The 25,559-nt window shown below is 73.1% G+C and carries 28 protein-coding genes; 23 read left to right on the top strand and 5 right to left on the bottom strand.

The genetic code is table 11. From position 1 onward, the window contains the following. Positions 1 to 2 precede the first annotated feature (2 nt). The 3 genes from ACFY1T_RS27780 to ACFY1T_RS27790 all read left to right on the top strand — a co-directional run bounded on the left by ACFY1T_RS27780 (position 3) and on the right by ACFY1T_RS27790 (position 3,217). Positions 3 to 992 (top strand): ATP-binding cassette domain-containing protein, encoded by a 990-nt coding sequence (locus ACFY1T_RS27780; RefSeq protein ID WP_390790578.1) that lies wholly within the window; start codon positions 3 to 5, stop codon positions 990 to 992. Between the two features lie 74 nt (positions 993 to 1,066). Beyond that, on the top strand, positions 1,067 to 1,765 hold the full coding sequence (locus tag ACFY1T_RS27785) for a DUF1707 domain-containing protein (RefSeq protein WP_390790579.1): 699 nt from the start codon (positions 1,067 to 1,069) through the stop codon (positions 1,763 to 1,765). Positions 1,766 to 1,822: 57 nt separating this feature from the next. Continuing rightward, the gene (locus tag ACFY1T_RS27790; protein ID WP_390790580.1) at positions 1,823 to 3,217 is read left to right on the top strand and encodes a DUF445 domain-containing protein; all 1,395 of its coding nucleotides are present in this window, start codon (positions 1,823 to 1,825) and stop codon (positions 3,215 to 3,217) included. 135 nt (positions 3,218 to 3,352) lie between these two features. On the opposite strand, the gene ACFY1T_RS27795 is transcribed toward ACFY1T_RS27790, so the two are convergent. Together ACFY1T_RS27795 and ACFY1T_RS27800 are read right to left on the bottom strand one after the other, a co-directional pair. Then, complete coding sequence (locus ACFY1T_RS27795) at positions 3,353 to 3,652, bottom strand: hypothetical protein (protein WP_134075632.1); 300 nt, start codon at positions 3,650 to 3,652, stop codon at positions 3,353 to 3,355. A gap of 53 nt (positions 3,653 to 3,705) precedes the next feature. Continuing rightward, positions 3,706 to 3,882 carry a hypothetical protein gene (locus ACFY1T_RS27800; protein WP_158734353.1) on the bottom strand — a complete coding sequence of 59 codons (177 nt, stop codon included), beginning with the start codon at positions 3,880 to 3,882 and terminating at the stop codon, positions 3,706 to 3,708. Between the two features lie 155 nt (positions 3,883 to 4,037). On the opposite strand from ACFY1T_RS27800, the gene ACFY1T_RS27805 reads away from it, so the two are divergent. Genes ACFY1T_RS27805 through ACFY1T_RS27815 form a run of 3 tightly spaced genes read left to right on the top strand, consistent with a single transcriptional unit; the run spans position 4,038 to position 5,988 of the window. Beyond that, positions 4,038 to 4,640, top strand: a complete 603-nt coding sequence (locus ACFY1T_RS27805; protein WP_390790581.1) for a GNAT family N-acetyltransferase — start codon at positions 4,038 to 4,040, stop codon at positions 4,638 to 4,640. Positions 4,641 to 4,691: 51 nt separating this feature from the next. Then, a complete protein-coding gene (locus ACFY1T_RS27810) occupies positions 4,692 to 5,678 on the top strand; it encodes a hypothetical protein (protein WP_390790582.1) in 987 nt (328 codons plus the stop codon). Between the two features lie 10 nt (positions 5,679 to 5,688). Then, on the top strand, positions 5,689 to 5,988 hold the full coding sequence (locus ACFY1T_RS27815; protein ID WP_390790583.1) for a hypothetical protein: 300 nt from the start codon (positions 5,689 to 5,691) through the stop codon (positions 5,986 to 5,988). A gap of 43 nt (positions 5,989 to 6,031) precedes the next feature. On the opposite strand, the gene ACFY1T_RS27820 is transcribed toward ACFY1T_RS27815, so the two are convergent. Further along, positions 6,032 to 7,033 carry a hypothetical protein gene (locus ACFY1T_RS27820; protein WP_390790584.1) on the bottom strand — a complete coding sequence of 334 codons (1,002 nt, stop codon included), beginning with the start codon at positions 7,031 to 7,033 and terminating at the stop codon, positions 6,032 to 6,034. A 67-nt stretch (positions 7,034 to 7,100) separates the two neighbouring features. On the opposite strand from ACFY1T_RS27820, the gene ACFY1T_RS27825 reads away from it, so the two are divergent. The 4 genes from ACFY1T_RS27825 to ACFY1T_RS27840 all read left to right on the top strand — a co-directional run bounded on the left by ACFY1T_RS27825 (position 7,101) and on the right by ACFY1T_RS27840 (position 9,949). Continuing rightward, complete coding sequence (locus ACFY1T_RS27825; protein WP_390790627.1) at positions 7,101 to 7,880, top strand: class E sortase; 780 nt, start codon at positions 7,101 to 7,103, stop codon at positions 7,878 to 7,880. Between the two features lie 84 nt (positions 7,881 to 7,964). After that, complete coding sequence (locus ACFY1T_RS27830) at positions 7,965 to 8,252, top strand: DUF6412 domain-containing protein (protein WP_390790628.1); 288 nt, start codon at positions 7,965 to 7,967, stop codon at positions 8,250 to 8,252. 106 nt (positions 8,253 to 8,358) lie between these two features. Then, positions 8,359 to 8,970, top strand: coding sequence for a YidC/Oxa1 family membrane protein insertase (locus tag ACFY1T_RS27835; RefSeq protein ID WP_390790585.1), 612 nt, complete (start codon positions 8,359 to 8,361; stop codon positions 8,968 to 8,970). Between the two features lie 121 nt (positions 8,971 to 9,091). After that, complete coding sequence (locus tag ACFY1T_RS27840) at positions 9,092 to 9,949, top strand: fumarylacetoacetate hydrolase family protein (RefSeq protein WP_390790586.1); 858 nt, start codon at positions 9,092 to 9,094, stop codon at positions 9,947 to 9,949. Between the two features lie 90 nt (positions 9,950 to 10,039). Here ACFY1T_RS27840 and ACFY1T_RS27845 read toward each other — a convergent pair whose 3' ends face one another. After that, positions 10,040 to 11,299 (bottom strand): ALF repeat-containing protein, encoded by a 1,260-nt coding sequence (locus ACFY1T_RS27845; RefSeq protein WP_390790587.1) that lies wholly within the window; start codon positions 11,297 to 11,299, stop codon positions 10,040 to 10,042. Positions 11,300 to 11,380: 81 nt separating this feature from the next. Then, a complete protein-coding gene (locus ACFY1T_RS27850) occupies positions 11,381 to 12,520 on the bottom strand; it encodes a Gfo/Idh/MocA family oxidoreductase (RefSeq protein WP_390790588.1) in 1,140 nt (379 codons plus the stop codon). Positions 12,521 to 12,575: 55 nt separating this feature from the next. On the opposite strand from ACFY1T_RS27850, the gene ACFY1T_RS27855 reads away from it, so the two are divergent. From ACFY1T_RS27855 to ACFY1T_RS27915, 13 genes are all read left to right on the top strand, one after another. Then, on the top strand, positions 12,576 to 13,664 hold the full coding sequence (locus tag ACFY1T_RS27855) for an ROK family protein (protein WP_390790589.1): 1,089 nt from the start codon (positions 12,576 to 12,578) through the stop codon (positions 13,662 to 13,664). A gap of 137 nt (positions 13,665 to 13,801) precedes the next feature. Further along, a complete protein-coding gene (locus tag ACFY1T_RS27860; RefSeq protein ID WP_390790590.1) occupies positions 13,802 to 14,461 on the top strand; it encodes a maleylpyruvate isomerase N-terminal domain-containing protein in 660 nt (219 codons plus the stop codon). A gap of 247 nt (positions 14,462 to 14,708) precedes the next feature. Then, positions 14,709 to 15,503: a hypothetical protein gene (locus tag ACFY1T_RS27865; RefSeq protein WP_390790591.1), complete on the top strand. Its 795-nt coding sequence runs from the start codon at positions 14,709 to 14,711 to the stop codon at positions 15,501 to 15,503. Positions 15,504 to 15,536: 33 nt separating this feature from the next. Further along, positions 15,537 to 16,301: a GntR family transcriptional regulator gene (locus ACFY1T_RS27870; protein WP_390790592.1), complete on the top strand. Its 765-nt coding sequence runs from the start codon at positions 15,537 to 15,539 to the stop codon at positions 16,299 to 16,301. A 147-nt stretch (positions 16,302 to 16,448) separates the two neighbouring features. After that, positions 16,449 to 17,570 (top strand): TIGR03364 family FAD-dependent oxidoreductase, encoded by a 1,122-nt coding sequence (locus tag ACFY1T_RS27875; protein WP_390790593.1) that lies wholly within the window; start codon positions 16,449 to 16,451, stop codon positions 17,568 to 17,570. Between the two features lie 5 nt (positions 17,571 to 17,575). Next, a complete protein-coding gene (locus tag ACFY1T_RS27880; RefSeq protein ID WP_390790594.1) occupies positions 17,576 to 18,295 on the top strand; it encodes a phosphonatase-like hydrolase in 720 nt (239 codons plus the stop codon). After that, positions 18,292 to 19,341, top strand: coding sequence for an ABC transporter ATP-binding protein (locus tag ACFY1T_RS27885; RefSeq protein ID WP_390790595.1), 1,050 nt, complete (start codon positions 18,292 to 18,294; stop codon positions 19,339 to 19,341). Before ACFY1T_RS27880 ends, ACFY1T_RS27885 begins: the two co-directional genes overlap by 4 nt. Then, positions 19,334 to 20,317: a 2-aminoethylphosphonate ABC transporter permease subunit gene (locus ACFY1T_RS27890; protein WP_390790596.1), complete on the top strand. Its 984-nt coding sequence runs from the start codon at positions 19,334 to 19,336 to the stop codon at positions 20,315 to 20,317. Before ACFY1T_RS27885 ends, ACFY1T_RS27890 begins: the two co-directional genes overlap by 8 nt. Then, positions 20,304 to 21,101, top strand: coding sequence for an ABC transporter permease (locus ACFY1T_RS27895; protein ID WP_390790597.1), 798 nt, complete (start codon positions 20,304 to 20,306; stop codon positions 21,099 to 21,101). The genes ACFY1T_RS27890 and ACFY1T_RS27895 overlap by 14 nt, the downstream gene beginning before the upstream one ends. A gap of 31 nt (positions 21,102 to 21,132) precedes the next feature. Further along, the gene (locus ACFY1T_RS27900; RefSeq protein WP_390790598.1) at positions 21,133 to 22,212 is read left to right on the top strand and encodes a 2-aminoethylphosphonate ABC transporter substrate-binding protein; all 1,080 of its coding nucleotides are present in this window, start codon (positions 21,133 to 21,135) and stop codon (positions 22,210 to 22,212) included. 146 nt (positions 22,213 to 22,358) lie between these two features. Continuing rightward, positions 22,359 to 23,894, top strand: coding sequence for an alkaline phosphatase family protein (locus tag ACFY1T_RS27905; RefSeq protein WP_390790599.1), 1,536 nt, complete (start codon positions 22,359 to 22,361; stop codon positions 23,892 to 23,894). A 141-nt stretch (positions 23,895 to 24,035) separates the two neighbouring features. After that, positions 24,036 to 24,815, top strand: a complete 780-nt coding sequence (locus tag ACFY1T_RS27910; RefSeq protein WP_030866406.1) for an HAD-IIA family hydrolase — start codon at positions 24,036 to 24,038, stop codon at positions 24,813 to 24,815. A 79-nt stretch (positions 24,816 to 24,894) separates the two neighbouring features. Next, positions 24,895 to 25,557: a hypothetical protein gene (locus ACFY1T_RS27915; RefSeq protein WP_390790600.1), complete on the top strand. Its 663-nt coding sequence runs from the start codon at positions 24,895 to 24,897 to the stop codon at positions 25,555 to 25,557. The last annotated feature ends 2 nt before the right edge of the window (positions 25,558 to 25,559 follow it).

Raw genomic sequence — 25,559 nt, forward strand, 5'->3', positions numbered from 1 at the left:
GGGTGAGCGGTGTGCACGGCGTGAGCGGGGATGCGCTGATCGAGCTGGACGGGGTCGAGAAGGTCTTCGACGTACGGCGCCGGGTGGGTCTGATGCGCCGGGAGAAGCGGCAGGTCAGGGCCGTGGACGGGATCAGCTTCGAGGTGGCGCGGGGGGAGGTGGTCGGCTACATCGGGCCCAACGGCGCCGGGAAGTCGACGACGATCAAGATGCTGACCGGCATCCTCACCCCGAGCGGCGGCCGGCTGCGGGTCGCCGGCATCGACCCGGCGCGGGAGCGGATGCGGCTGGCGCACCGGATCGGGGTGGTGTTCGGGCAGCGGACCACGCTGTGGTGGGACCTGCCGCTGAGGGACTCGTACGGGCTGATGCGGCGGATGTACCGGATCCCGCGGGCGCGGTTCGAGGAGAACCTGGAGCGGTGCGTGGACCGCCTCGACCTGGCCGAGCTGCTGGACGTGCCGGTACGGCAGCTGTCGCTGGGGCAGCGGATGCGCGGGGACATCGCGGCGGCGCTGCTGCACGACCCCGACGTGCTGTACCTGGACGAGCCGACGATCGGGCTCGACGTGGTGAGCAAGGCGAAGGTGCGGGCCTTCCTGCGGCAGCTCAACGCGGAGCTCGGCACGACCGTGCTGCTCACGACGCACGACCTCCAGGACATCGAGCAGCTGTGCGAGCGGGTGATGGTGATCGACCAGGGGCGCCTGATGTACGACGGGGCACTGGCCGGCCTGCACTCGATGGGGGAGGGCGGGGGCGAGCGCACGCTGGTGGTGGACCTGGAACGGGAGCTTCCGGAGATCGCCGTGGAGGGGGCGCGGGTGGTGAAGGTGGACGGGCCGCGGCAGTGGCTGGCGTTCCCGGCGGGGGCCTCGGCGGCGCCGCTGGTGGCGCAGGTGGCGGCGCGGTACCCGCTGCTGGACCTGTCGGTGCGGGAGCCGGACATCGAGGACGTGATCGCGAGGATGTACCAGCGGGGCCAGGGTTGAATCAGGGATGTGCGGGGGCTGGTACCGGGGTTGGGCCATACAACTCTTCCGTATGACTACATAGGCTGTTCCCCATGACTGACGAGCGGCCGGAGAAGCCGTTGCCGGAGCTGAGGGCGTCGGACGCCGACCGCGAGCGGGTGGTGGAGCGTCTGCGGGACGCCGTCGCCGAGGGCCGGATCGACATGGAGGAGTTCGAGGAGCGGCTGGAGGCCGCGTACAAGTCGAAGACGTACGCGGAGCTGGAACCGATCACCAGCGATCTGCCGGCGCCGGGCGGGCCCCCGATGCCGCTCGCGGCCGCGGCCCCGGTCCCGGCCCCGGCGGCGGGCGGCTCACTGGCCTCGCGGATCGGTGGTGGCGGCGTACCGGTGTCGGCCTCGGCGGCGGTCGCGGTGATGTCCTCGTTCCAGCGCAAGGGCGCCTGGACGGTGCCGCCCCGGCTGGACGCGGTGGCGTTCTGGGGCAGCGGCGACCTCGACCTGCGCGAGGCGAACTTCGCGGAGCGCGAGGTGGTGATCAACTGCATCGCGATCATGGGCGGCATCCAGATCACGGTCCCGCCGGGCGTGGAGGTCGACGTACGGGGCTTCGGCTTCATGGGCGCCTTCGACCAGCGCGACACCCCGGGGGCGGCCGAGCCGGGCGCCCCTAGGGTGGTCGTGACGGGGCTGGCCTTCTGGGGCGGCGTGGAGGTCAAGGTCAAGCCGCCGAAGTCCCCGAAGCGCCCGAAGCGTCTCGACGGGGGCCCGAACCTCCGCAAGGAGCTGTAGGGCGAGCGGCGGATCGGCGTGCCGGGAACTCCTGAGGGGTCCCGGGAGTCGGATGCTATGCAGACAAAACCGGCGCCCGGGGGAAGGGAGGAACACGTGGACCACCGCACCAAGGCCGCAGGTACCGGTACCCGCACGGGTACCGGCATCGGAACCGGCGCGGGCACGGGTACCGGCATCGGCACCGGCGGGTTCGTGTTCAACGAGGCCGACGAGGAGCGCCGCCGCGGCGTCCGCCGCATGAAGACCACCGCGACCGGCCTGCTGATCCTGGTCGCGCTGGTCTACGTACTGACCACGTGGGCGGAGCACGCCGGCGCCGGCGCCTGGGCGGGCTACGTCCGGGCCGCCGCGGAGGCCGGCATGGTCGGCGCGCTCGCGGACTGGTTCGCCGTCACCGCGCTCTTCCGGCACCCGCTCGGCCTGCCGATCCCGCACACCGCGATCATCCCGACCAAGAAGGATCAGCTCGGCGTCTCCCTCGGGGAGTTCGTCGGCGAGAACTTCCTCTCCCCGGACGTGGTCCGCGCCCGTCTGCACGCCCTCGGCATCGGCGCCCGCCTCGGATCCTGGCTGGCCGAGCCCGCGCACGCCGACCGGGTCACGGCCGAGCTGGCCACCGCGCTGCGCGGGGCCCTGACCGTACTGCGCGACTCCGACGTGCAGGCGGTGGTGGGCGAGGCCATCACGCGGCGGGCCGAGACCGCCGAGATCGCACCCGGGATCGGCAAGACCCTGGAGAGGGTCGTCGCGGACGGCGGGCACCGCCGCGTCGTCGACCTCGTCTGCGTCAAGGCGCACGACTGGCTGGTGACGCACGGGGAGTCGGTGATGGGCGCGGTCCAGGGCGGGGCGCCCGGCTGGACCCCGCGGTTCGTGGACCGCAAGGTCGGCGAGCGCGTGTACAAGGAGCTGCTCCGCTTCCTGACGGAGATGCGGGACATGCCGGAGCACCCGGCGCGCGGGGCGGTGGACCGGTTCCTGACGGACTTCGCGGCCGACCTCCAGTCGGACACGGACACCCGGGCCCGCGTGGAGCGCCTGAAGTCCGAGATCCTCCAGCGCGGGGAGGTGCAGGACGTGATCGCCTCCGCCTGGACCGCGATCCGGGCGATGATCATCTCGGCGGCGGAGGACGAGCACAGCGAGCTGCGGCTGCGGGTCCGGTCCTCGCTGCTGTCGCTGGGGGCGCGGCTGGCCACGGACGGCCGGCTCCAGGACAAGGTGGAGGGCTGGATCGAGGGTGCGGTGGTGTACGTGGTGACCACGTACCGGACCGAGATCACCTCGCTGATCACGGACACCGTGGCCGGGTGGGACGCCGAGCACACGTCGCGGAAGATCGAGGCCCACATCGGCCGGGACCTGCAGTTCATCCGCATCAACGGCACGGTGGTCGGCGCCCTGGCCGGACTGCTGATCTACACGGTGTCGCAGGCGCTGGGGGCGTAGCCCGCGGGCGGGGCGGGCCCGGGGCGGGCCGGCCCCGGGGCGGGCCCGCTCCGGGTCGGCCCAGCTCCGGGTCGGCCGCGCTCCGGCTCGGCCCCGCTCCGGCTCGGCCCCGCTCAGGCTCGGCCGCGCTCCGGCTCAGCCGCGGTCGGCCACGACCCAGGAGGCGGTCGCCACGACGGCCGCGGCCCCGAGGACGGCCGGCCAGGCCCCGACCTTCTTGGCCAGCGGGTGCGCGCCCGCGAAGCCGGCGACGTACAGCGCTCCGAGCCCGGCCGCCGCGGGGGTGCCGCCGCGGCGGTGCCATTCCCGTCCGGCGGCCAGTCCGGCGGCGCCGAGGACGACACCGCCCAGCGGGCGCTTCTTGGTCCACCGGGCGACGGCGTACCCGCCGACCAGTCCGGCGGCCGCCACTGCGGAACTCGGTACGCGCGCCATGCCCAACTCCTCAAATCGTCTGATCTCACTTGTAATACCGCGAGGCTACGAGGCTAACGCGGGGGCCTGACCACCCGGCGGGCGCCCAGCGCCCCGAGGACGAGCACCGCTCCGCCGATCACGCCGTCCGGTACGGCGTCCTTGACGGCGCGCGGCAGCAGCGCCACCACACCCAGGACGAGGAGGAAGGCGAGCACGCACCGGCCGGCCGCCCGAATCAGTCTGTCCACGGGCTGCTCAACGCGCCCGCGCGGTCCCCGACACGGAAGACGGGGAGGGGATTTGTCGCACACTCGCCGGATCCGTGCGATACGTGCCCCGGGGAACCGATCCGGCATAAATTGACTCTCCCATCCCGAACGGGAAAAAGAGGAGCTCGGACATCGTGATCTGCTACGGACAGGCCGTCCTCGACCTCGCGGACGAACTGGTCGACGCCTATGCCGACACCTTCTCCGCCCCGCCCTGGAACGAGGACGCAGAAACCATTCGCCAATTCGCGGTCCGGCTCCAGAGCGACAGCCGGCGCCGCGGTTTCCGTACGGCCCTCGCCCAGTCCGCGACCGGCATCGACGGCTTCGCCACCGGCTGGCTCACCCCGGCGACCTTCCCCAAGGACCGCGGGTACGCCCAGGTCGCCGCGCAGCTCGGCCCGGCGCGGGTGCGGGAACTCCTGACGGGCGCGCTGGAGATAGACGAGCTCGCCGTACGCCCGTACGCGCGCGGCCACGGCACCGGCCGCACCCTGCTCACGGAGATCACCGCCGACGCCCCGGACCGCCGGGCCTGGCTGCTGACCTCCCGCCTGGCCACCGACACGGTCGCCACGTACCGCCGCCTGGGCTGGCACGAGGTCACGGCCCGCCCGGGCACGCAGACGGGCGTGATCGTCTTCCTCTCCCCGGACCACCCGGGCGCCGAGCGGGCCACGCCGACCGCGCCGAACCAGTCGACCGCGCCGACCCCGCCGCATCACGCTCCGGCGTGATGCGCGGGCCGGCCGGGGGTGCCGGCCGATCCCGCCGGGCATACCCGCGGCATGATCACACCGAAGCCGCTGCCGCGCAGGCAGCTCAACCTGGCCACCCGCCACCAGCTCGCCGCATCCGGGATCCCGGAGGGCACCATCACCTCCCGCACCCGCCCGGGCGGGCCCTGGCAGCGCCTGCTCCCCCGGGTCTACCTCCTCCAGACCGGCCCCCCGGACCACCGCCAACGCGCCCTCGCCGCCGTCCTGTACGCCGCCGAGCCCGCCTCCGACCCGCTCTGCGGCGACACGGCCGTCCTCACCGGCGCCGCCGCCCTGGCCCTCCTCGGCATCCGCGACGCCCCGCACACCCCGGCCGACGTCCTGATCCGCGCCCCGCGCCGGCTCACCGGCACCCCGCAGGTCCGCCCGCTGGCCACCGCCCGCTGGCCGCGCACCATCGCGGTGTCCGGCATCCCGAGCACGCGACCGGTGCGCGCGGCGGCCGACTTCGCCGCCCGCGCCGAAGACCCCGACCGCATCCGCTCGACCCTGGCCCACGTGGTCCAGGCCGGCTGGTGCCACCCGCAGGACCTGCACGCCGAGCTCCGCGCGGCCCGCCTCCTCACCCGCCCGGCCGTCCGCGCCGCCGCGTCGGAGCTCGTCGCGGGGGTCCGCTCGATCGCCGAGGCCCTGGCCCGGGACACCCTGACGGCGACGGACCTCCCGCCCCCGCTGTGGAACGCCCGCCTGTACACCCCGGACGGCACCTTCCTGGCCAGCCCCGACGCGTACTGGCCGGACGAGGGCGTGGCCCTGGAGATCGACTCGGCGGAGTACCACTACACGCGCGACGCCTGGCACGCCACGCTCCACCGCCGCCTGCGCCTTGAGTCGCACGGGATCCTGGTGGTCAGCGCGACCCCGTCGATGATCCGCGACACCCCCGCGGAGGTCGTCCGGGCGCTCCGCACCCTCCTGACCCTCACCCGCACCCGCCCCACCCCACCCACGGCCCAAGCCCGCGGCCACCTCCAGTTGGAACTTCCCGTGGCGTGACAATGAGGGGGTGGAAGCCCTGGAGAGCACTGCCGACGTACGCGCTCGCACGAGCTGGCAGAACAGCAGGAACACGGGCATCGAGATGGCCTTGCGCAGCGCGCTGCACGCGGAGTTCCGGCGCGCGAAGATCGAAGGCAACCGCGCCCGCGACCACGACACGGACCGGCGCCTCGCGGACGCTGGTTGGCTGGCGGTCCGCGTCTGGGAACACGAAACGGTCGAGGATGCGGCGGCGCGCGTGGACGGGATCGTCCGGGCACGCCGCCGGGAGCCGGCTGCCAAGCGGCGCGGTGCCACCGCAGGTTGAGCGGGCAAGGCCGCTCAACGGGTGGCTTGGCGCTCGTTCCGGATCAGACCGAGGCGCCGTGGCACTCCGAGTAGGGCTTCGTCGAGGTGCACCAGCAGGGGGTGTTGGGGGTCGGGGGCCAGGGGGTGGCCTTGCCTCGGGCCGCCAGGGTCGTGGCGTATTCCGGGAGGAGGGAGGGGGAGGCCGGGGAGGTCTTCTCCGATGCCGCGAAGGCCTCGTAGGACGGGACGCTCGCCGTCACGATGCCGAGGTTCGTCGTGCCCGAGGCCGCCAGGGCGCGCAGGGACGATTCGATGTGTGTCAGGTGCGCCTCGTGCGAGGGGTACTCCGCCGCCAGGGTCGGGTACGACGTGATCAGCTCGGCCAGTTCGCGGGCCGGCCAGTGCAGGATCGCCACCGGGAACGGGCGGGAGAGGGCGGCTCGGCGGTCGCCCAGTTCGGCGCGGAGGCGGGCGATCTCGGCGCGCAGCTCGGCCGGGTCGTCGGAGCCGAGGGCCCAGATGCGCTTGGGGTCGTGGAGCTCGTCCAGCGGGATCGGGCCGATGTGGCGGGTGTCGGCGACCATGTCCCAGTCGTCGTGCGGGAGCCCGAGGAGGCGGCGGACCCGGTGCCGGCCCGTCAGGAGGGCCGTGGTGGCCTGGGTGAGGGGCGCGTTCTCCTCGATGAGGAGGCCGGCGGCCTCGGTGAAGCACTCCTCCGACGCGGTCAACTCGTCGTGCGCTTCGAGGGTTTCCGCGATGACCTCCCACGGGGCCGCGTCCGCGGGTGCCGCCGCGCGGATGCCCTGGATGAGGGCGCGGGCCTCGGGCTCGTGGCCGTACTCCCACAGGTTCGCCGCCTGGAGCGCCTTGATCAGGTGCGGATCGGCGGGTGAGGAGGCGAGGAGTTGGTCGTACAGCGCGCTGGCGCGGTCCCGGGCGTCACCCAGTTCGAGGTGGGCCGCGGCCTGGAGCAGCAGGGGCTCCTGGTCCTCGGGGTAACGGGTCGCCGTGCGGATGAGGCGCTCGGCTTCGGCGATGTGCTCGGCAGGCGTGTCAGGGCGCATGGTTCACACCGTACTGCCCTGGTCTGTTGGCGGGGGAGGTCTTAAGGTGCGGCCCGTGCGGGATCACATGCGTGTGGTGGTGCAAGGGGGTGGCCGGCGGGGGCGGCGCGCCGGTCTCGCCGGGGTGCTGTGGGCGGCCGCCGAACTGACCGTCACCGTGGGTGTGGTGGTGTTGTTGCTGGTGGTGCACCAGGTGTGGTGGACCAACCGGCAGGCCCTGGCCGCCGCCCGGGCGGAAGTCCGGGAGCTGGAGAAGCAGTGGACGCTTCCTTCCCCGCCCGCCCCTCCTGATTCCGCTCCCTCCGTGGTTCCGGCGCCTTCCGCGTCCTCCTCCGCACCCGCTCCCGGGTCGCCTTCCGCTCCCGCGGCCGGGGCGCCGGCACGGAGGCCGGCGCCCGCGCCGCCGGGGGAGTCCGCGTACGGCGTGCTGCGGATCCCGCGGCTCGGGGTCGTCGTGCCCGTCGCGCAGGGCGTCGACAAGCGGGCCGTGCTGGACAAGGGGTACGCCGGGCACTACCCGGGGACGGCGCAGCCCGGGGCGCAGGGGAACTTCGCGCTCGCCGGGCACCGCAACACCCACGGCGAGCCGTTCCGGTACATCAACCGGCTGCGGGCCGGGGACGAGCTGATCGTCGACGTCCGGGGGCAGCGGTACACGTACGTGGTGGGCAAGACCCTGGGGGAGACCGGCGAGCGGGACACCGGGGTGATCGCGCCCGTGCCGCGCAGCACGGTCCACCCCGAGTACGGGTACGACGGGCCGGGCGCGTACATCACGCTCACCACCTGCACGCCCGAGTACACCTCCAAATATCGGCTCGTGGTCTGGGGAACCCTGCGGAGCTAGATCGCGTTCTTGGTTGTGGTGGGTACGGATCCGATCTCGGGAGGGGGGCTCGGCATGGCACGGCTCGATCGTCGGCGGCTGCCGATGTCCCCGCTGATGTCCCTGCTCCTGTTCGCCGGGGTCGTCGGGCTCCTCGGGCTGTTCGCCGGGGAAGGCGGGCTGGGCACCGTCGTGGTCGCCCTCGCCGCCACCGTCGCCGTGGGCGCCGCGGCCCTCGCCGCCCGGCTCGTACGGCCCGTTCCGCCCCACCGCATACGTACCGCGATACGTGATCGCGAGCAGCGCACGGCGTTCCTGCCGCAGCGTGATCCCGATGCCTCGGGCCGGTCGCGGCCCAGGGCGCCCGGTCGTCCCGTCCTGACGGCCGCGTAGGGGCACTTCTCTTCCCCCATCCCTTCTGTTCGTCGTCGTGCCCCTCGTGGTCGTCGCGCCGAAATGCACCTCTTTCGACGTTGACGAGACCCCTCGGAGGGCCCGCGTGTCCGTTTTCACCCGCCTTGTTGAAGAGCTGGGCAGGCTCCTCGAGCCCGTTCTGGCCGAGTCCGCGACCGCTGCCGCGATCGTGCTGTTCACCGTGCTCGTACGGCTCGCCCTGCATCCGCTGAACCGGGCCGCGTTCCGCGGTGCCACCCCGGTGGCCGGCCTGCTGCCCGTGCTGCTCCAGCTGCCGGTGTTCTTCCTCATGTACCAGGCCTTCTCCTCGTCCGGCGAGCTGCTGGACCACCGGCTCCTCGCCGCGCCGCTAGGGGCCCGGTGGAGCGACGCCCTCGGTGCGGGCGGCTTCCTCGGCGCGCAGGGGCTGGTGTTCCTGGGGCTGTTCGCGGCCATCGCGGTGGTCGCCGCCTGGAGTGCCGTACGGGGGCGGCGCGCCGCCGCCGAGGCACCCGTACCGGTACCCGCCGCCAACGTGAGCGCCGAGCAGCAGGAGGCGCTGCGCAAGCTGGGCGGCGTACTGCCGCTGCTGTCGTTCGGGACGCTGATCACGGCGGCCGTGGTGCCGCTGGCCGCCGGGCTGTACCTGGTGACGACCACCGCGTGGTCCGTGGCCGAGCGGGCCTGGCTCCAGCACCGCAAGCGTTCCAGTCTGTGAACAGGGTCTTGCGGATTGGGCGGCCATCTTGGAGGATCAACCAATTCTCCGATGGCCGCAACCCATCGGCAGGCCCCGGCTCGCCCCTGGGCCGACCACCCACGACCACGGGAGAATGCCCATGAAGCTGCTGCGTGTCGGACCGGTCGGGGCCGAGCGCCCCGCGCTGCTCGACCAGGACGGGACCCTGCGCGACCTGTCCGGCCTGATCACGGATGTGGACGGCGCCCTGCTCGCCGACGACTCCGTGCTGTCCCGGGTACGGGAAGCGGCGGAGTCCGGCGCACTTCCGGCCCTGGACGCGGAGGGCCTGCGGATCGGCGCCCCCGTCGGCCGGATCGGCAAGATCGTGGGCATCGGGCTGAACTACTTCGGGCACGCCGCCGAGATCGGCGCGGAGCCGCCGGCCGAGCCCATCCTCTTCCTCAAGGCCGCGGACACCGTGGTCGGCCCGGACGACACCGTGCTGATCCCGCGCGGCAGCGTGAAGACCGACTGGGAGGCCGAGCTCGGCGTCGTCATCGGCAGCACCGCCCGCTACCTGTCCTCCGCCGCCGAGGGCCTGGCCCACGTGGGGGGATACACGCTGGTCAACGACGTATCGGAGCGCGAGTTCCAGATCGAGCGCGGCGGCACCTGGGACAAGGGCAAGAACTGCGAGACGTTCACCCCGCTGGGCCCCTGGCTGCTCACGGCCGACGAGGTCGCGGACCCGCAGGACCTGGACGTGAAGCTCTGGGTCAACGGGGAGCTCAAGCAGGACGGCAACACCGCCGACCAGATCTTCCCGGTCGGCGAGGTCGTGCGGTACCTGAGCCGGTTCATGACGCTGTACCCGGGCGATGTCATCGTCACCGGCACCCCCGCGGGCGTGGCCATGGGCCAGCCCGAGCCGAAGCCGTACCTGCGGGCCGGTGACGTCGTGGAGGTGGAGATCGCGGGCCTCGGCCGCCAGCGCCAGGAGTTCAAGGGCGCGTAGGCGCCGTTCGCCCACACGTGGGTGAGGGGTGGGACGGCACCGGCCGTCCCACCCCTCACCCACGTGTGCCTGCGACGCGCGGGCCGCGGGTCAGTCCTTCGCGGATGACCGGCGGCGGCGGTTGGCGAAGACCAGGCCGGCTCCCGCACCGAGCAGGGCGGCGCCGCCGCCCGCGATCAGGGCGGTCTCGGTGCCCGTGCTCGCGAGGGCCCCGCCGGAACCGCCCGCCGCGGTCACCCCGGTGTTGCCGGCCGCCTTGGTGCCGGTGGTGCCGGTGGTGCCGGTGGTGCCGGTGGTGCCGGTGATGGCCGTCCCGGTCCCGGTCCCCGTCCCGGTCGTACCCGTGGTCCCGGTGGAGCCGTCCTTGCCCGTGTCCGGCTTGCCCGTCTGCGCGTCGGGCGCGGCCTTGTCCTTGTCGCGGGCCGTGAACTGCCCGGTCTTCAGGAACTCGGCGCGGTCCGCCGGCGTGCCGTTGATCGCGATGATCGCGGCCTTCTTCAGCTCCGGGCCGGCCTTGTTCAGCATCGCCCAGATCAGGACCATGTTGTCGTCGTCGCGCAGCTCGTGCTGCGTGGTCGTCACGAAGGTGCGCAGCTCCGCCGGGGTCGGGTTCCCCTTCAGGAGGCTGACGATGCCCTCCTTGAGGCCCGGGCCGGCGCCGTCGAGCATCGCGAACAGCGCCACCCGGTCGTCCACCGCCCGGATCCGGTACTGCCCGTTCGCCACGAACTCGCGCACCTCCTCGGGCGTCCCGCTGTCCAGCAGCCGGTTGACCGCTTCGGTGATGCCCCGGCCCGCGCCGTCGAGCATCCGGGCCACCTCGACCAAGTCGTCCTCGTAGCGGGCGGTGTGCTGCCCGTGCTCGAGGAACTCGGTCAGCGCGGCCTGCGTGTCCGCTTTCAGGGCGGCCTTGCCGGCCTTCTGCACGGCCCGGCCGCCGGCGCTGATGATCTGCGAGACCCGTACCCGGTCGTCGGTGAGCTGCTCCCGGGCCCATTCCACGTCGAGGAACTTCCGCAGGTCCGCGGCCGATCCCTTGAGCGCCTTCTCGGCCGCTTCGCGCACGCCCGGCCCGCTCGCCGGATCCGCCAGGATCGCCTCGACGGCGGCCCGGTCCTTCGCGGCCCGGGGGTCCTCGGCCGGCTTCTCGGCCTTCCCGCCCTCCGGCTCGTCCGCGAGCTTGCCCGCCGCCTCGCCCGCCGCCCCGTCCGCCGCCCGGTCCGGCACGGTCGGAGCGGCCGGTGCGGCCGCCCGCGACGAGGTGTCGGCGGCGAAGGCCGGAGATGCGAGCAGGACGGCCGGGGCCATCGCGGCGGCGGCGACGGCCGATGCGATCCGGGGCAGCTTCACAGACGGGTTCCGTTCTTCACACATGTGATGATCTACAACCTGTGCAGGATAGATGCCCCCTGAACCGCAAACTGTCCATTTTCAGGACATGGCCGTACCCAGTTCGACGGTCACCCCGTCCCGCGAGGAGGTCCGCGCCGCCTCCAGCACCTCCAGGCACCGCGCCGCCTCGTGCGCGGTGACCGGCGCCGGCCCGCCCTCGCGCAGCGCCGCCCGCACCGCCGCGTAGTACGCCGGGTAGTCCCCCGGTACGGTCGCCACCGGCGCTCCGCCGCCGGTCAGCGGGGACTCGCCGGAGCCCACCCGGCCCCACAGGTGCTCGGGCTCCTCGCCCCACGGGGTGTCGCCGACGCCCGGCCGCTGCCCCTCGCGCAGGGCGGCCTCCTGCGGGTCGAGCCCGTACTTCACGTAGCCGGCGCGCGAGCCCAGGACGCGCAAGCGCGGGCCGAGCTGCGCGGTGGTCGCGCTGACGTAGAAGTGGGAGCGGACCCCGTTCGCGTGCGTGACGGCGATGAAGGTGTCGTCGTCCGCCTCGGCGCCCGGGCGGCGTACGTCGGTCTCCGCGTACACGCGTACGGCCGGGCCGAACAGCACCAGCGCCTGGTCGACGACGTGACTGCCCAGGTCGTACAGCAGGCCGCCGATCTCCTCCGGGGCGCCGGACTCGCGCCAGCCGCCCTTGAGCTGCGGGCGCCACCGCTCGAAGCGGGACTCGAAGCGCTGGATCTCGCCGAGCTCGCCGTCGGCGATGAGGCGGCGCAGGGTGAGGAAGTCGTTGTCCCAGCGGCGGTTCTGGAACACGGACAGGAAGGTGCCGGTCTTGTCGGCGAGGGCGGCGAGTTCGCGGGCCTCGGCCGCGGTGGCGGCGAGCGGCTTGTCCACGACGACCGGGATGCCTGCGTGCAGCGCGGCGGTCGCGAGCGGGACGTGGGTCTTGTTGGGGGAGGCGATGACGACCAGGTCGGGTGCCGGGGTGAGCTCCCAGAGCTCCTGCGCCGTGCCGACGATCCGGGCGTCGGGGTACGCCTCGCGCGCCTGGGCCTGCCGGCCGGGGTCGGAGGTGACGATCGTGTCGAGGACGAGCCCGTCGGTGGCCGAGACGAGCGGCGCGTGGAAGACGGAACCGGCGAGCCCGTACCCGATGAGGCCGACGCGCAGCGCGTGGTTCGACCGCGTGGGGGTGGCGGTGCCGGTGGGGGCGGCGGAGGGGGAGGCGTTCATGCGTCCACTTTGGCAACACTGTTGCTTAAGTGCAAGGAGGGTGGACAATGGGAACGTGGACTGGCGTAGCGGAAGCAATGGAAGCGGCGCGAACCTACCCGCGCTGAGGGGCCACAACGACGCGCTCGTACTCGCCCTGCTCCGCGAGGCGGGTCTCGAGGGCCTCGGCCGCACCGAACTCGCCGCCCTCACGCGCCTCACCCCGCAGGCCGTCAGCAAGATCACGGGCCGGCTGCGGGCGGAGGGACTCGTGGCCGACGCCGGCCGCGGCCAGTCCACCGGGGGCAAGCCGCGGACGCTGCTCCAGCTGGCCGCCGGCGCCCGGCACGCCGTCGGGGTGCACGCCGACCGCGACGAACTGCGGGCGGTACGGGTGGACATGCTGGGCACGGTCCTCGAGCGGCTCCGCGGCCCCCTGGACTTCGCGGCCGGACCGGACGCCGTCGCGGACGAGATCGCCCGGGTCGTGGACCGGCTGTGCGGGAAAGCGGGCGCGGGGTCCCTGCTGGGCGTGGGCGTCGCCGCGCCCGGACCGCTCGACTGGCGGGCCGGCGTGCTGGGCCGGGTGACGGGATACCCCGAGTGGGAGGGGTTCCCGCTGCGGCAGGCGGTGGCGGACCGGCTCGGGCCCGACGCCCCGCCGGTACTGCTGGACAAGGACACCAACGCGGGGGTCGCGGTCCCCGGCCGCCGGGCCGTCGGAACCTCCCTCTACCTGCACCTCGGCACCGGCCTGGGGGCCGGGCTGCGGCTGCGCGGCGAGGTCTTCCGCGGGGAGCGCTCCGCGGCGGGGGAGTTCGGGCACCAGGTCCTGATGCTGGACGGCCCGCCCTGCCGGTGCGGAGGGCGCGGGTGCGCGGAGGTGCTGTGCCTGGACGCGGTGGCCCGCGGGGACCTCCCGGAGGCGGCGCGGATCCTGGGCGAGGGCGCCGCGAACGTGGTCGCGCTCCTGGACGTGGACCGGGTGTGGCTGGGGGGACGGGTGGTGGACTCCGCGCCGGAGGTCTTCACGACGGGCGTCCGCCGCGTCCTGGAGGCCCGCACGCTGGGCGGCCCGGTCCCGGAGGTCGCCGCGTCCGAGGACGGCGTCGCCGAGGGAGCGGCTGAACTGGCCCTGGCCCCGCTCTTCGGCCGCGTGGGCTGAGCGCCCCGCCGGGCATCCCGCCGGGCACCCCGCCGAGCGCCCCGCCGAGCGCCCCGCCGGGTGTGGGCCGGGCACGCCGTCGGCCCCGCGCGCCGTCGGCCGGGCGTCCGCCCGCCGGGGCGTAATAGCGTGGCCGGATGGAGCTTTTCTCGTGTTCTTGGGGAGCCTTGCTGGGGGCCGTCGACACGATCGCGGACGCGGACTTCGGGCGGGAGTCCGGGTGTCGCGGCTGGCTCGTCCGGGATCTGGTGTGCCATCTCGTCATCGACGCCCAGGACGTCCTCATCACCCTGGTGACCCCCGCCGCCGGTGAGGCGACCGCCGACGCCGCCACGTACTGGAACGTCGCCGACCGGCCGCCCGACGGCGAGGATCCGCTCGACGCCCTGACCGTGCGGCTGGCCGCCGCGTACGGCGATCCGGGGCTGCTCAGGTTCCACCTCGACGACGTCGGCACCGCGGCCGGCCGCGCCGCCGGGCTCGCCGACCCCGGCATGCGGGTGCTGACCCAGGACAAGGTCCTCACCGTGGCCGACTACCTCACGGCGTACGTCCTGGAGTGGACGCTCCACCACCTCGACCTCATCGCGCACCTCCCCGACGGCACGCCCCCACCGCCCCCGGAAGGGCTGGCCCGGTCCCGTGCGCTGCTGGAACGGATCGCCGGCGCCGCCTTCCCCGCGTCGTTCACCGACCGCGACGCGCTCCTCGTCGGCACCGGCAGGCGGGCGCCGACCCCGTCGGAGCAGGAGGAGCTGGGCGCGCTCGCCGTACGGCTGCCCTTCGTCCTCGGCTGATCCGATGGCCGATCCGGTGCCTGAACCGATGTCTGAACCGGTGCCTGAACCGGTGCCTGAACCGGTGCCTGATCCGATGGCTGATCCGATCAGGCGTAAGGCGCGGGCCGGCAGGCGTGGCGGGGCGAGGCGGGTGTGAGGGCGTGGGAGGGTGCCGGGAGGCCGGGGTGATTGTCGCCTCGTCCGACCATCGGAACGGTCCACCCCACCACCCCCCGTCCGGCGAGCAGCGAAGCGAAGGTCTTCCATGCGACTGCGCAAAGCCCTTGCCCTCTCCGCCGTCCCCGTCCTGGCCGCCGTCGCCCTCTCCACCCCGTACGCGGCCGCGGACGTCGGCAACGGCGGCGGCGCCCGGCCCGCGCCCGCGCTGCCCTCCCGGATCGAGGCCACCTGCGGCGACGGGAAGAGCAGTGCCTTCCCCATCGGCGCGCGGATCCGCGGCGGGCCGGCCGTGTACCGGGCCGGCGGCGGGCCGCAGACCTGGTACCTGGACCTCACCAACACCACCAACTCCGAATGCACCGCCATCCACCCCGTCGTGGTGTTCACGGACACGGCCCGCGCCCTGCTCCCCGCCCACTTCCGGATGGAGTTCGAGGCTCCGGGCGCGATGCTCCCCGTCAGCCTGGAGCGCAGCGACCGGGACGAGGTCATCGCCGTCTTCGACGGGGGCGAGGCCTTCTCCGGCTTCGCCGTCCGGGCCGGCGGCTCTCTGACCGTCAAGGTCAGCCTGGCGTTCGCCCCCGGAACCCCCGCCGGCGAGGTCCTCGCCGACGCCGCCCTCGTGCAGCGCAAGGCCGACGACGGCGACTGGGTCGGCGAGGCGGGCGGCTACCGGTTCTCCGTCGAGGGCCCCGAGAACGAGACGGGCGACGCCGGGTCCCTCGCGGACACCGGCCCCCGCAACCGGCTGTACGGCATCGGCGGGGCGGCCTCCCTCGTCGCCGGCGCCGGGCTCCTGCTGGCCGCCCGCCGCCTGCGCACCCGTACGGGCCCGCCCGCCGCCGACACCCCCCGCACCCCCGGTACCCCGGCGCGCTGATCTGGGTACACCCGGCCCGCGTACAGTCCCAGGGTGGAAGAACAGAACCTGCACCACCGCCCCGGCTCGCCCGTCCGGTCCGGCATTCCGGAGCACGGCCGCATCCCCAAGTACTACGCGGTGAAGGCCCTCATCGCGGACCTTCTGGACGACCTCGGCGAGGGCGGTCCGCTGCCCACCGAGCGGGATCTCGCCGAGCGGTACGAGGTGTCCCGCGAGACCGTACGGCAGGCCCTGCGCGAGCTGCTCCTGGAGGGCCGGCTCCGCCGCTCCGGCCGCGGCACGGTCGTCGCCGGTCCCAAGCTCGAACAGCCCCTCTCCCTCGCGAGCTACACCGAGGGCGTACGCCGCCAGGGCCGCCGCCCGGGCCGCAACCTCATCGGACTGGAGCGCTTCCCCTGCCCGCCCGAGCTGGCCCCCGGCATCGGCGCCGAGCCCGGCGAGCCCGTCTGGCACCTGGAGCGCGTGCTGCTCGCCGACGACGAGCGGGTCGGCCTGGAGAGCACGTACATCCGGGTGGCGCGGGCGCCCCGCCTCGACGGCGAGTTCCAGCCGGACTCCTCCTTCTACGGATACCTCCTCGACAGGCTCGGGATCTCCTTCGGGGACGCCGACGAGAAGCTGGAGACCGTGCTCGCCACCCCCCGCGAGGCCCTCCTGATCGGCACCCCGCCGGCCCTGCCGATGCTGCTCATCCACCGGTTCTCGCGGGACCAGGACGGGCGCCCGCTGGAACGGGTCCGTTCGCTCTACCGTGGCGACCGGTTCAGCTTCACGACCCACCTGCGGCCCGAATAGTCCCGCGCGGATCCACCCAAGGCGGCGAAAAGGGGCGAATGGAGATCACGAGAAGGTAACGGGTCTAGTCCAAGCGTCGAGGCCTGTTCACCGTCCCGTTGCCGCCCCGACCCTCCCGGTCCACGGGCCGCGGACACCGTGGGGCACGTGAGAGTCATAGTCGTCGGAGGCGGCGTGGTCGGCACCATGCACGCCTGGCAAGCAGTCGAACGCGGCCACGAGGTCGTCCAGATCGAGCGGGAGGCCGAGGCCCGCGGCGCATCGCTGCGCAACTTCGGTCAGATCTGGGTCAGTGGGCGGGCCGGGGGCGAGGAGCTCGAAACCGCCCTGCGGGCCCGCGAGCTCTGGGAGCGGATCGGCGCGGAGGTGCCCGGCCTGGGCTTCCGCGCGATCGGCTCCCTCACCCCGGTACGCAACGCCCGCGAGTACGCGGTCGCCGAGGCGGCCGCCGCCCGCCCCGACGCCGCGGCCCGGGGCTACGAACTGGTCACCGCCGCACGGGCCCGGGAGATCAACCCCGCCCTGCGCGGGACCTTCGAGGCCGCCCTGTGGTGCGAGCGGGACGCGGCCGTCGAGCCGCGCACCGCCCAGCTCCACCTGCGCGAGGCCCTCCGGGCGAGCGGCCGGTACACCTTCCTGCCCGGACGGGAGGTGCGCGAGGTCGTCGGCGACGGCGCCGTCCGCGACGACCACGGTGACGTCCACCGGGGCGACGCCGTCGTCCTGGCCACCGGCGCCTGGCTCTCCGGCCTGGTCCGCGAGCTGGTCCCCGACCTGCCCGTGCGCCGCGTCCGGCTCCAGATGATGCAGACCGCCCCGCTCGGCGAGAAGCTCACCACCTCCATCGCGGACGCCGACAGCTTCCGCTACTACCCCGCGTACCGGAGCGGGGCCCTCGACCTCCTCAACGCCGAACAGGCCCAGGCGCCCGTCGCCGCCGCGCACAAGATGCAGCTGCTGATGGTCCAGCGCCAGGACGGCGGACTGACCATCGGCGACACCCACGAGTACGAGCACCCCTTCGCGTTCGACACCCTCGAAGACCCGTATGAGTACCTCGCCGGGGTGGTCGAATCCTTCCTGGGCCGCCCGCTGCCGAAGATCCGGCACCGCTGGGCGGGCGTGTACGCGCAATGCACCGACACCACCCGTGTCGTCCACCGCCAGCAAGTGGCGGACGGCGTCTGGCTGGTGACCGGACCCGGCGGCCGCGGGATGACCTGCTCGCCCGCCATGGCCGAAACCACCGCGAACGAACTGGGCTGGTAGGGAACATGAGCACCGTGAGCAACCCGAGCAGCGCCGACAAGAGGTCCCACGGCCTGATCGTCCTCGACATGGCCGGCACCACCGTCGCCGACGGCGGCCTCGTCGAGCGCGCCTTCGAGCTCGCCGCCGAGCGCATCGGCGTCGAGCCGGGCACCGCCGACCACGAGGCGAAGCTCCAGTACGTCCGCGACACGATGGGCGAGTCGAAGATCTCCGTCTTCCGCCACCTCTTCGGCACGGAGGAGCTGGCCCGGCGCGCCAACTCCGCCTTCGAGGAGGCGTACGGCGAGCTCGTCGACGGCGGGCTCATCGCACCGATCCCCGGCGCCCGCCGGACCATCGAGAAGCTCCGCGCCGACGGCCGCACCGTCGTCCTGACCACCGGCTTCGCCCGCGTCACCCAGGACGCCATCCTCGACGCCCTCGGCTGGCAGGACCTGGCCGACCTCACCCTCTGCCCCGCCGACGCGGGCGGCCGCGGCCGCCCCCACCCGGACATGGTGCTGGCCGCGTTCCTGCGCACCGGCGCCGCGGACGACGTACGGGACGTCGTGGTCGCGGGCGACACCGCGTACGACATGCTCTGCGGCCGCCGCTCCGGAGCGGGGATCGTGGCGGGCGTCCTCACCGGCGCCCACGACCGCGCGGCGCTCACCGGGCACGGCGCGACCCACGTCCTCGAGTCGATCGCCGACCTGCCCGCGGCCCTGACGGAGTCGGCGTGAGCGGCATCCGCTTCGAGGGGGTCAGCGTCGAGTACGGCGGCAGCACCGTGCTGGACCGCCTCGACCTGACCGTCGAGCCCGGCGAGGTTATGGCGCTGCTCGGCCCCTCCGGCTCGGGCAAGACCACGGCGCTGCGGGCGGTCGCCGGCTTCGTACGGCCGGCCGCGGGCCGGGTGCTGATCGGCGGCCGTGACGTCACCGCGCTGCCGCCGCACAAGCGCGGCATCGGCATGGTCGTCCAGCAGTACGCGCTCTTCCCGCACATGCGGGTCGAGGACAACGTGGCCTTCGGCCTCAAGGCGCAGAAGGCCCCCAGGGCGGAGATACCCGGGCGCGTCGCCGAGGCGCTGGAGATGACCGGCATGGCGGCGTACGCCAAGCGCTATCCGCGCGAGCTCTCCGGCGGGCAGCAGCAGCGCGTGGCGATCGCCCGCGCGCTGGCGATCCGGCCCGGGGTGCTCCTGCTCGACGAGCCGCTGTCCGCGCTCGACGCCCAGCTGCGCTCGGGGATGCTCGCCGAACTGGCCCGGCTCCACCGCGAACTGCCCGACGTATCGATCCTGTACGTCACCCACGACCAGGTGGAGGCGCTGACCCTCGCCGACCGGATCGCGGTCATGGACAAGGCGCGGCTCCAGGACTGCGGCACCCCGCAGGAGCTCTACCGGGCGCCGCGCACCGAGTTCACCGCGTCCTTCGTCGGCAACGCGAACCTGCTGCCGGTGACCGTCGCCGAGTCCGGGGCGCTCTTCGCGGGGCGGGCCCTGGAGCTGGACCGCGGGCGAGCCGTCCCCGGCGCGACCGCGACCCTGTGCGTACGGCCGCACCTGCTCGGCCTCGGCGCCGGCCCCAACGCGCTGAGCGGGACGATCACCGAGGTCCAGTGGCGCGGCTCCACGCACCGGCTGTACGTGGACGTCGAGGGACACCGGATCAAGGCGGACCTGCCGGAGCTGCGCGAGACCCCTGCGCTCGGCGACCGCGTCACCCTGCACTTCGAGCCGCGGGACGCCGTGCTGCTGTCGGCGGGGGTCTCCGATGGCTGAGGTCCCCGCACCCGCACCCGCACCCGCCGCCGCCCCCGCCGTCCCGCACCCGGTGCGGACCGGGCAGCGGACCGTACGGGGCTCCGCGCCGGGCGGGGCGGCGGGCCCGCCCGGAGCCTCCGGCGGCGCGGCCGCCCACACCGCGCGCGCACCGCGCGAGGTGCCCGGCTGGCTGTGGTCCCTGCCGCCCGTGGCGGCGCTCGCCCTGGTCTTCCTCTACCCGCTCGCCCTGGTCGTCCAGCAGTCCTTCAGCCCCGAGAACGGCGGTGGCGCCTTCGACGCGTACGCCTCCGTCTTCCGCTCGCACTCCTTCCGCGAGGCGCTCGGGACCACGGTCTGGCTGGCCGCCGGAGCCACCGTCGGCTGCCTCGTCCTCGGCTTCGTGCTCGCGCTGATCATCGCCTTCGTCCCCTTCCCCAGGGCCAGGGCCGTCTCGAAGTTCATCGACGTCTTCCTCTCCTTCCCCTCCTTCCTCATCACCCTCGCCCTCCTCTTCATCTACGGCACGGTCGGCATGGCCAACGGGCTCTGGACCGACGTGAGCGGCGGCGCCGAGGGGCCCTTCCACTTCCTCACCACCCCGTGGGGCGTACTGCTCGCGGAGATCACGTACTTCACGCCGTTCGTGATGCGCCCGCTGCTCGCCGCCTTCTCCCAGCTGGACACCGCGCAGCTGGAGGTGGCCTCCTCGCTCGGCGCCGGGCCCGCCCGGATCATCCGGCGGGTGATCCTCCCCGAGGCCCTCCCGGCGCTCGCCGCCGGCGGCAGCCTGGTCCTGGTCATGTGCCTCAACGAGTTCGGGATCGTGCTGTTCACCGGGGCCAAGGACGTCACCACCCTCCCGATGCTCGTCTACGGCAAGGCGATCCTGGAGTCCGACTACTCGGCCGCCTGTGTGGTCGCCGTCGTCAACATCGCGATTTCCGTCGGCCTGTTCGGCCTCTACCGGGTGGTGAGCAAGCGTGCTGGTGCATAGCAAGACCGGCCGCTGGGCCGCCTGGGGCCTGTTCGGGTTCCTCTTCCTGCCGCTCTTCGCCATGCCGCTGCTCGTCGTGGTGACCGCGTCGTTCTCCACCCACTGGTCAGGGGCCTTCCCCTCCGGTCCGACCACCGGGAACTACGCTTCCGCCGTGCAGGGCGAATCCCTCCAGGCGCTGACCACCTCGCTGGTGACCGCCCTCGTCGCGAGCCTGCTCGCGCTCACCGTCGGGACCTGGGCCGCGCTGGCCGGCGCCCGGCTGAAGCGGCGCGGGAAGCGGTCCCTGGACGCCCTGTTCATGCTGCCGGTCGCCGTGCCGTCCGTGGTCGTCGGCCTCGCCGTCCTGGTCGCCTTCAGCAAGCCCCCGGTACTGCTCAACGGCACCAGCTCAATCGTGATCCTGGCGCACACGATTCTTGTCACGGCGTTTGCCCACCAGTCGGTTTCGGCCGCCATCGTTCGTCTCGACCCCGCGTACGAACAGGCGGCGGCCTCCCTGGGCGCCCGTCCCGCGTACGTGCTGTGGCGGGTCAAGCTCCCCCTCCTGCTGCCGTCGCTGACGGCGGCCGCCGGACTCTGCTTCGCCCTGTCCATGGGCGAGCTGAGCGCCACGATGATGCTCTACCCGCCGGACTGGATGCCCCTCCCCGTCCGGATCTTCACCGCCACCGACCGCGGTTCGCTCTTCGGCGGGTCCGCCGTCGCCGTGGTCCTGATGGCCGCCACCCTGCTGGTCCTCTTGGCCGTCTCCCGCATTCGCACCAGAGCCACCTACCGCTGACTCCCTTTCCCCCGTAAGGAAGTTCTTCCCCATGTCCAGAAACGCCACGTCGCTCCGTGTCACCGCCGCCGTCACCGGCAGCATGGCCCTGGCCGCCGGCCTCACCGCATGCGGAGGCTCGACCACCCCCGCCGACTCCAAGGGCGGCGAGAAGATCGTCACCGTCTACAGCGCCGACGGCCTCAAGAGCGAGAAGGGCGACGGCTGGTACGACAGGGTCTTCGCCGAGTTCACCAAGAAGACCGGCATCCAGGTCAAGTACGTCGAGGGCGGTTCGGGCGAGATGGTGCAGCGCGCCGTCCGCGAGAAGACCAACACCCAGGCCGACGTGATCGTCACCCTGCCGCCCTTCATCCAGCAGGCGGACGGCAAGGGCCTGCTCCAGGCCTACAAGCCGCAGGGCTCCGAGAAGGTCAACGGCGTCGACAAGGCCGCCGACGGCAAGTGGACCTCGATCGTCAACAACTACTTCGGCTTCATCCACAACAAGAAGGAGCTCGCCGAGGCGCCCGAGACCTGGGAAGAGCTGCTGGACTCCAAGTACAAGGGCAAGCTCCAGTACTCCACCCCGGGTGTCGCGGGCGACGGCACCGCCGTCCTTGTCAAGGCGATGCACGACTTCGGCGGCAAGGAGCCGGCGCTGGAGTACCTGAAGAAGCTCCAGGCCAACAACGTCGGCCCGTCCTCCTCCACCAGCAAGCTCGCGCCGAAGACCGACAAGGGCGAGCTGCTCGTCGCCAACGGCGACGTCCAGATGAACTTCGCGCAGTCCAAGTCCATGCCGAACCTGGGCATCTGGTTCCCGGCCAAGGACGGCGCCAAGCCGACCACCTTCGCCCTGCCGTACGCGGCCGGCCTGGTGGACAAGGCCCCGCACACCGAGAACGGCAAGAAGCTCCTCGACTTCATGCTCGGCGAGGAGGCCCAGAAGCTGGTCAGCGAGGTCGGCGGCGGCTTCCCGGCGCGCACCGACGTCAAGCCGACCGACGCCAACGCCGTCGAACTCACCAAGCTGATGACCGGTGTCGAGATCTTCGAGCCGGACTGGGCGGACATCGACAAGAACCTGGCGAGCTACGTCGACGCGTGGAAGTCGGCAACCGGCAGCTGATTGGTCGCCTCCTGGTCACCCACGACCAGGAAAGTGACGCTTGCGTAACGGGTCTGGACCAAAGACCGCACCCTCGGTCCGGACCCCGCGCACCTCCACCCGCAAGCCCGCCCGCGCCTTCCCCACGATTACTCCCGGAGGAGTACGTGCCCACTGTCCTGTCAGGACGCGCCCTCGCCGTGACCGCCACCGCCACGGCCCTGCTCGCCACCGCCCTCGGCGCCCACACCGCCACCGCCGGCACGGCCGCCACCGCGGCGACCACCACCGACAAGGTCCTCGTCATCGGCATCGACGGCACGGTCCTGGACCGCGTCAAGGCCGCCAACGCCCCCAACCTGCAGGGTCTGATGGCCCAGGGACTCACCGCGAAGAGCACCCTCTACGCGAACCCGATGGCCGCCACCTCCTCGGGCCCCGGCTGGTCCACCATCGCCACCGGCGTCTGGCCCGACAAGCACGGCGTGAAGGACAACACCTTCACCGGCAAGAACTACACGGCCTACCCCGACTTCCTGACCCGCATCGAGAACGCCAAGCCGGCGCTCAACACCTACGCGGCCGCCGACTGGGAGCCCCTCACCTCCACCGACGCGGGCGGCCCGGTCTTCTCCGCCAAGGTCGACAAGCGCCTCTCCCTCAAGGGCGACCGCGACGGCTACGGCACAGAGGACCCGAAGATCGCCGCAGCGGCCTCCGCCGAACTGCAGGGCCAGAACCCGGACGCCGCGTTCGTGTACTTCGGCCAGGTCGACGGCGCCGGACACTCGTACGGCGCCGCCAGCCAGCAGTACCTCGACGCCATCGGCCGCGTCGACGCGATGGTCGGCCGGCTGCTCACCGCCGTGCAGAACCGGCCCACGTACGCCCAGGAGAACTGGAAGATCCTGGTCACCACCGACCACGGGCACACCGACGCGGGCGGCCACGGCGGCTCCACCATCCAGGAGCGCGGCACCTTCGTCATCGCCAAGGGCGCGGGCATCCCGGCCGGTTCGGTCCGCAGCGACGTCAAGCTCGTGGACGTGGCGGCCACCGCCATGGCGCAGGTCGGCGTCGACCCCGGCCAGGCGATCGACGGCATCCCCCTGAACGCCCCTGACGACAACGACCCGTTCGACACCCTGCGGCCCAACCTCCAGGCCCGCGTGGACGAGACGGGCATCCCGGCGGGCGTGAAGGGCTTCACGCACACCCCGCCGGCCGGCTGGTCGATCGACAACTCCAAGATGGGCACCGGCGGTGTCACCGAGTGGGCCGGCTGGGCCTTCGCGACCGACGAGTTCTGGAGCCAGTCCCAGCGCGACCAGTGGCGCGAGCTGAACGTCCGCTCCCGTGACGTGTTCGCCGTCGCCGACTCCGACGAGTGGGACGACAAGTCCCACACCGGTTCCTACGACTCCACCCTGATCACCCCCAAGTGGGCGGTGACCGGCGGCACCACGAAGAACCTCACCTTCCAGACCCACTACCACCACGAGGCCGGCCAGACTGCCCAGGTCCTGGTCTCCTACAACGGCGGCGCTCCGACGGTCGTCAAGAGCTACACCGCCGACGCGGTCGCCAAGGCGGAGTCCCTGACCCTCCAGGTCCCGGCCGGCGCCACCGACGTCCAGGTCCGCTTCCGCTACGCCGGCACCAACAACTGGTACTGGACCGTCGACGACGTCGAGCTCGGCTGACCCGCGCACACCGGTCCGGGGTCCGGGCTGTGGACGCCCTCGTCGTCCGCGGCCCGGCCCCGATAGGGTGGTAGAGACCACAGGTCACAGGCCTGCGGTCACAGGTCAGAGGTCCGGCCACCGAGAGCGGAGAACAATCCAGTGGCAGAGCGCAAGCCGATCGAATCCTGGCTCACCGACATGGACGGGGTCCTGATCCACGAAGGCACCCCGATCCCCGGCGCCGATGCCTTCATCAAGCGGCTGCGCGAATCCGGCAAGCCCTTCCTGGTCCTGACCAACAACTCCATCTACACCCCGCGCGACCTCCAGGCGCGCCTCTCCCGCATGGGCCTCCACGTCCCCGTGGAGAACATCTGGACCTCGGCGCTCGCCACCGCCAAGTTCCTCGACGACCAGCGCCCGGGCGGCACCGCGTACGTCATCGGCGAGGCCGGACTGACCACCGCCCTGCACGACATCGGCTACATCCTGACCGACCACGAGCCCGACTACGTGGTCCTCGGCGAGACCCGCACCTACAGCTTCGAGGCGATGACGAAGGCGGTCCGCCTGATCAACGCGGGCGCCCGCTTCATCTGCACCAATCCGGACGAGACCGGCCCCTCCACCGAGGGCCCGCTGCCCGCCACCGGCGCCGTCGCCGCACTGATCACCAAGGCGACCGGGAAGCAGCCGTACTTCGCCGGCAAGCCCAACCCGCTGATGATGCGGACCGGCCTGAACGCCATCGGCGCGCACTCCGAGAGCAGCGCGATGATCGGCGACCGGATGGACACCGACGTGCTGGCCGGGCTGGAGGCCGGGATGCAGACCTTCCTCGTGCTGACCGGACTGACCTCCGCCGCGGACACCGAGAAGTTCCCCTACCGGCCGACCAAGACCGTCGACTCGATCGCCGACCTGGTCGATCTCGTCTGATCCGAACGGGTCAAGCGCACACCGCTCCGGATGCGGAGCGGTGCGCCGCGCGTGAACCTCCTTGATGAGGAGGTTCACCATGCGCACTGCTCTGATCGCACTCCGTGTCACCGGGGTGGCCGTCGCCCTGACGGCGCTCACCGCCGTGTCCTCGCCCGCCGCCCTGGCGGCCGGCGAGGAGAAAAGCGGCAGCGTCTCGGTCGATCCGCGCCAGGCCGAACCGGGGGCGCAGGTCAAGCTGCGCGTCCACGGCTGTGAGGACAAATGGGCGACGGCCAAGTCCGCCGTGTTCGTGTCGGAGGTCCACCTGTCCTCCGGCCGTGACGGGGACAAGTCGCTCTCGGGCGACGCGATGATCAGCTCGCACGCCCAGCCCGGCTGGCACCCCGTCCAAGTGAAGTGCGACGGGGGCGAGGACCGGATCCGCGGCACCGTCGAGGTGGTCCGCCGCCGCGACGACCGGGAGAAGGACCGGGACCGCGACCGGCCGAACCCGCACCAGACGCCGGTGTGGCCCGTCCACGCGGGCGGCGGCGGGATGTCCGCCGAACTGGCGGCGACGGACCGGGCGGTACGGGCGGCCCAGGCGGCGCAGGACCAGGCCGCGGCGGCCAAGAAGAGCCACGGCGGCCAGGGCCCCGGCCTCCCGCACACCGTGATCGGCGCCGTGCTGGCCGCCGCGGCCACCCTGGCCGTCGCGTTCCGGGCGCTGACGCTGCGCCGGCGCCGCAGCGGCGAGTGAGG

The organism is Streptomyces sp. NPDC001194 (assembly GCF_042896985.1).
Classification (GTDB): domain Bacteria; phylum Actinomycetota; class Actinomycetes; order Streptomycetales; family Streptomycetaceae; genus Streptomyces.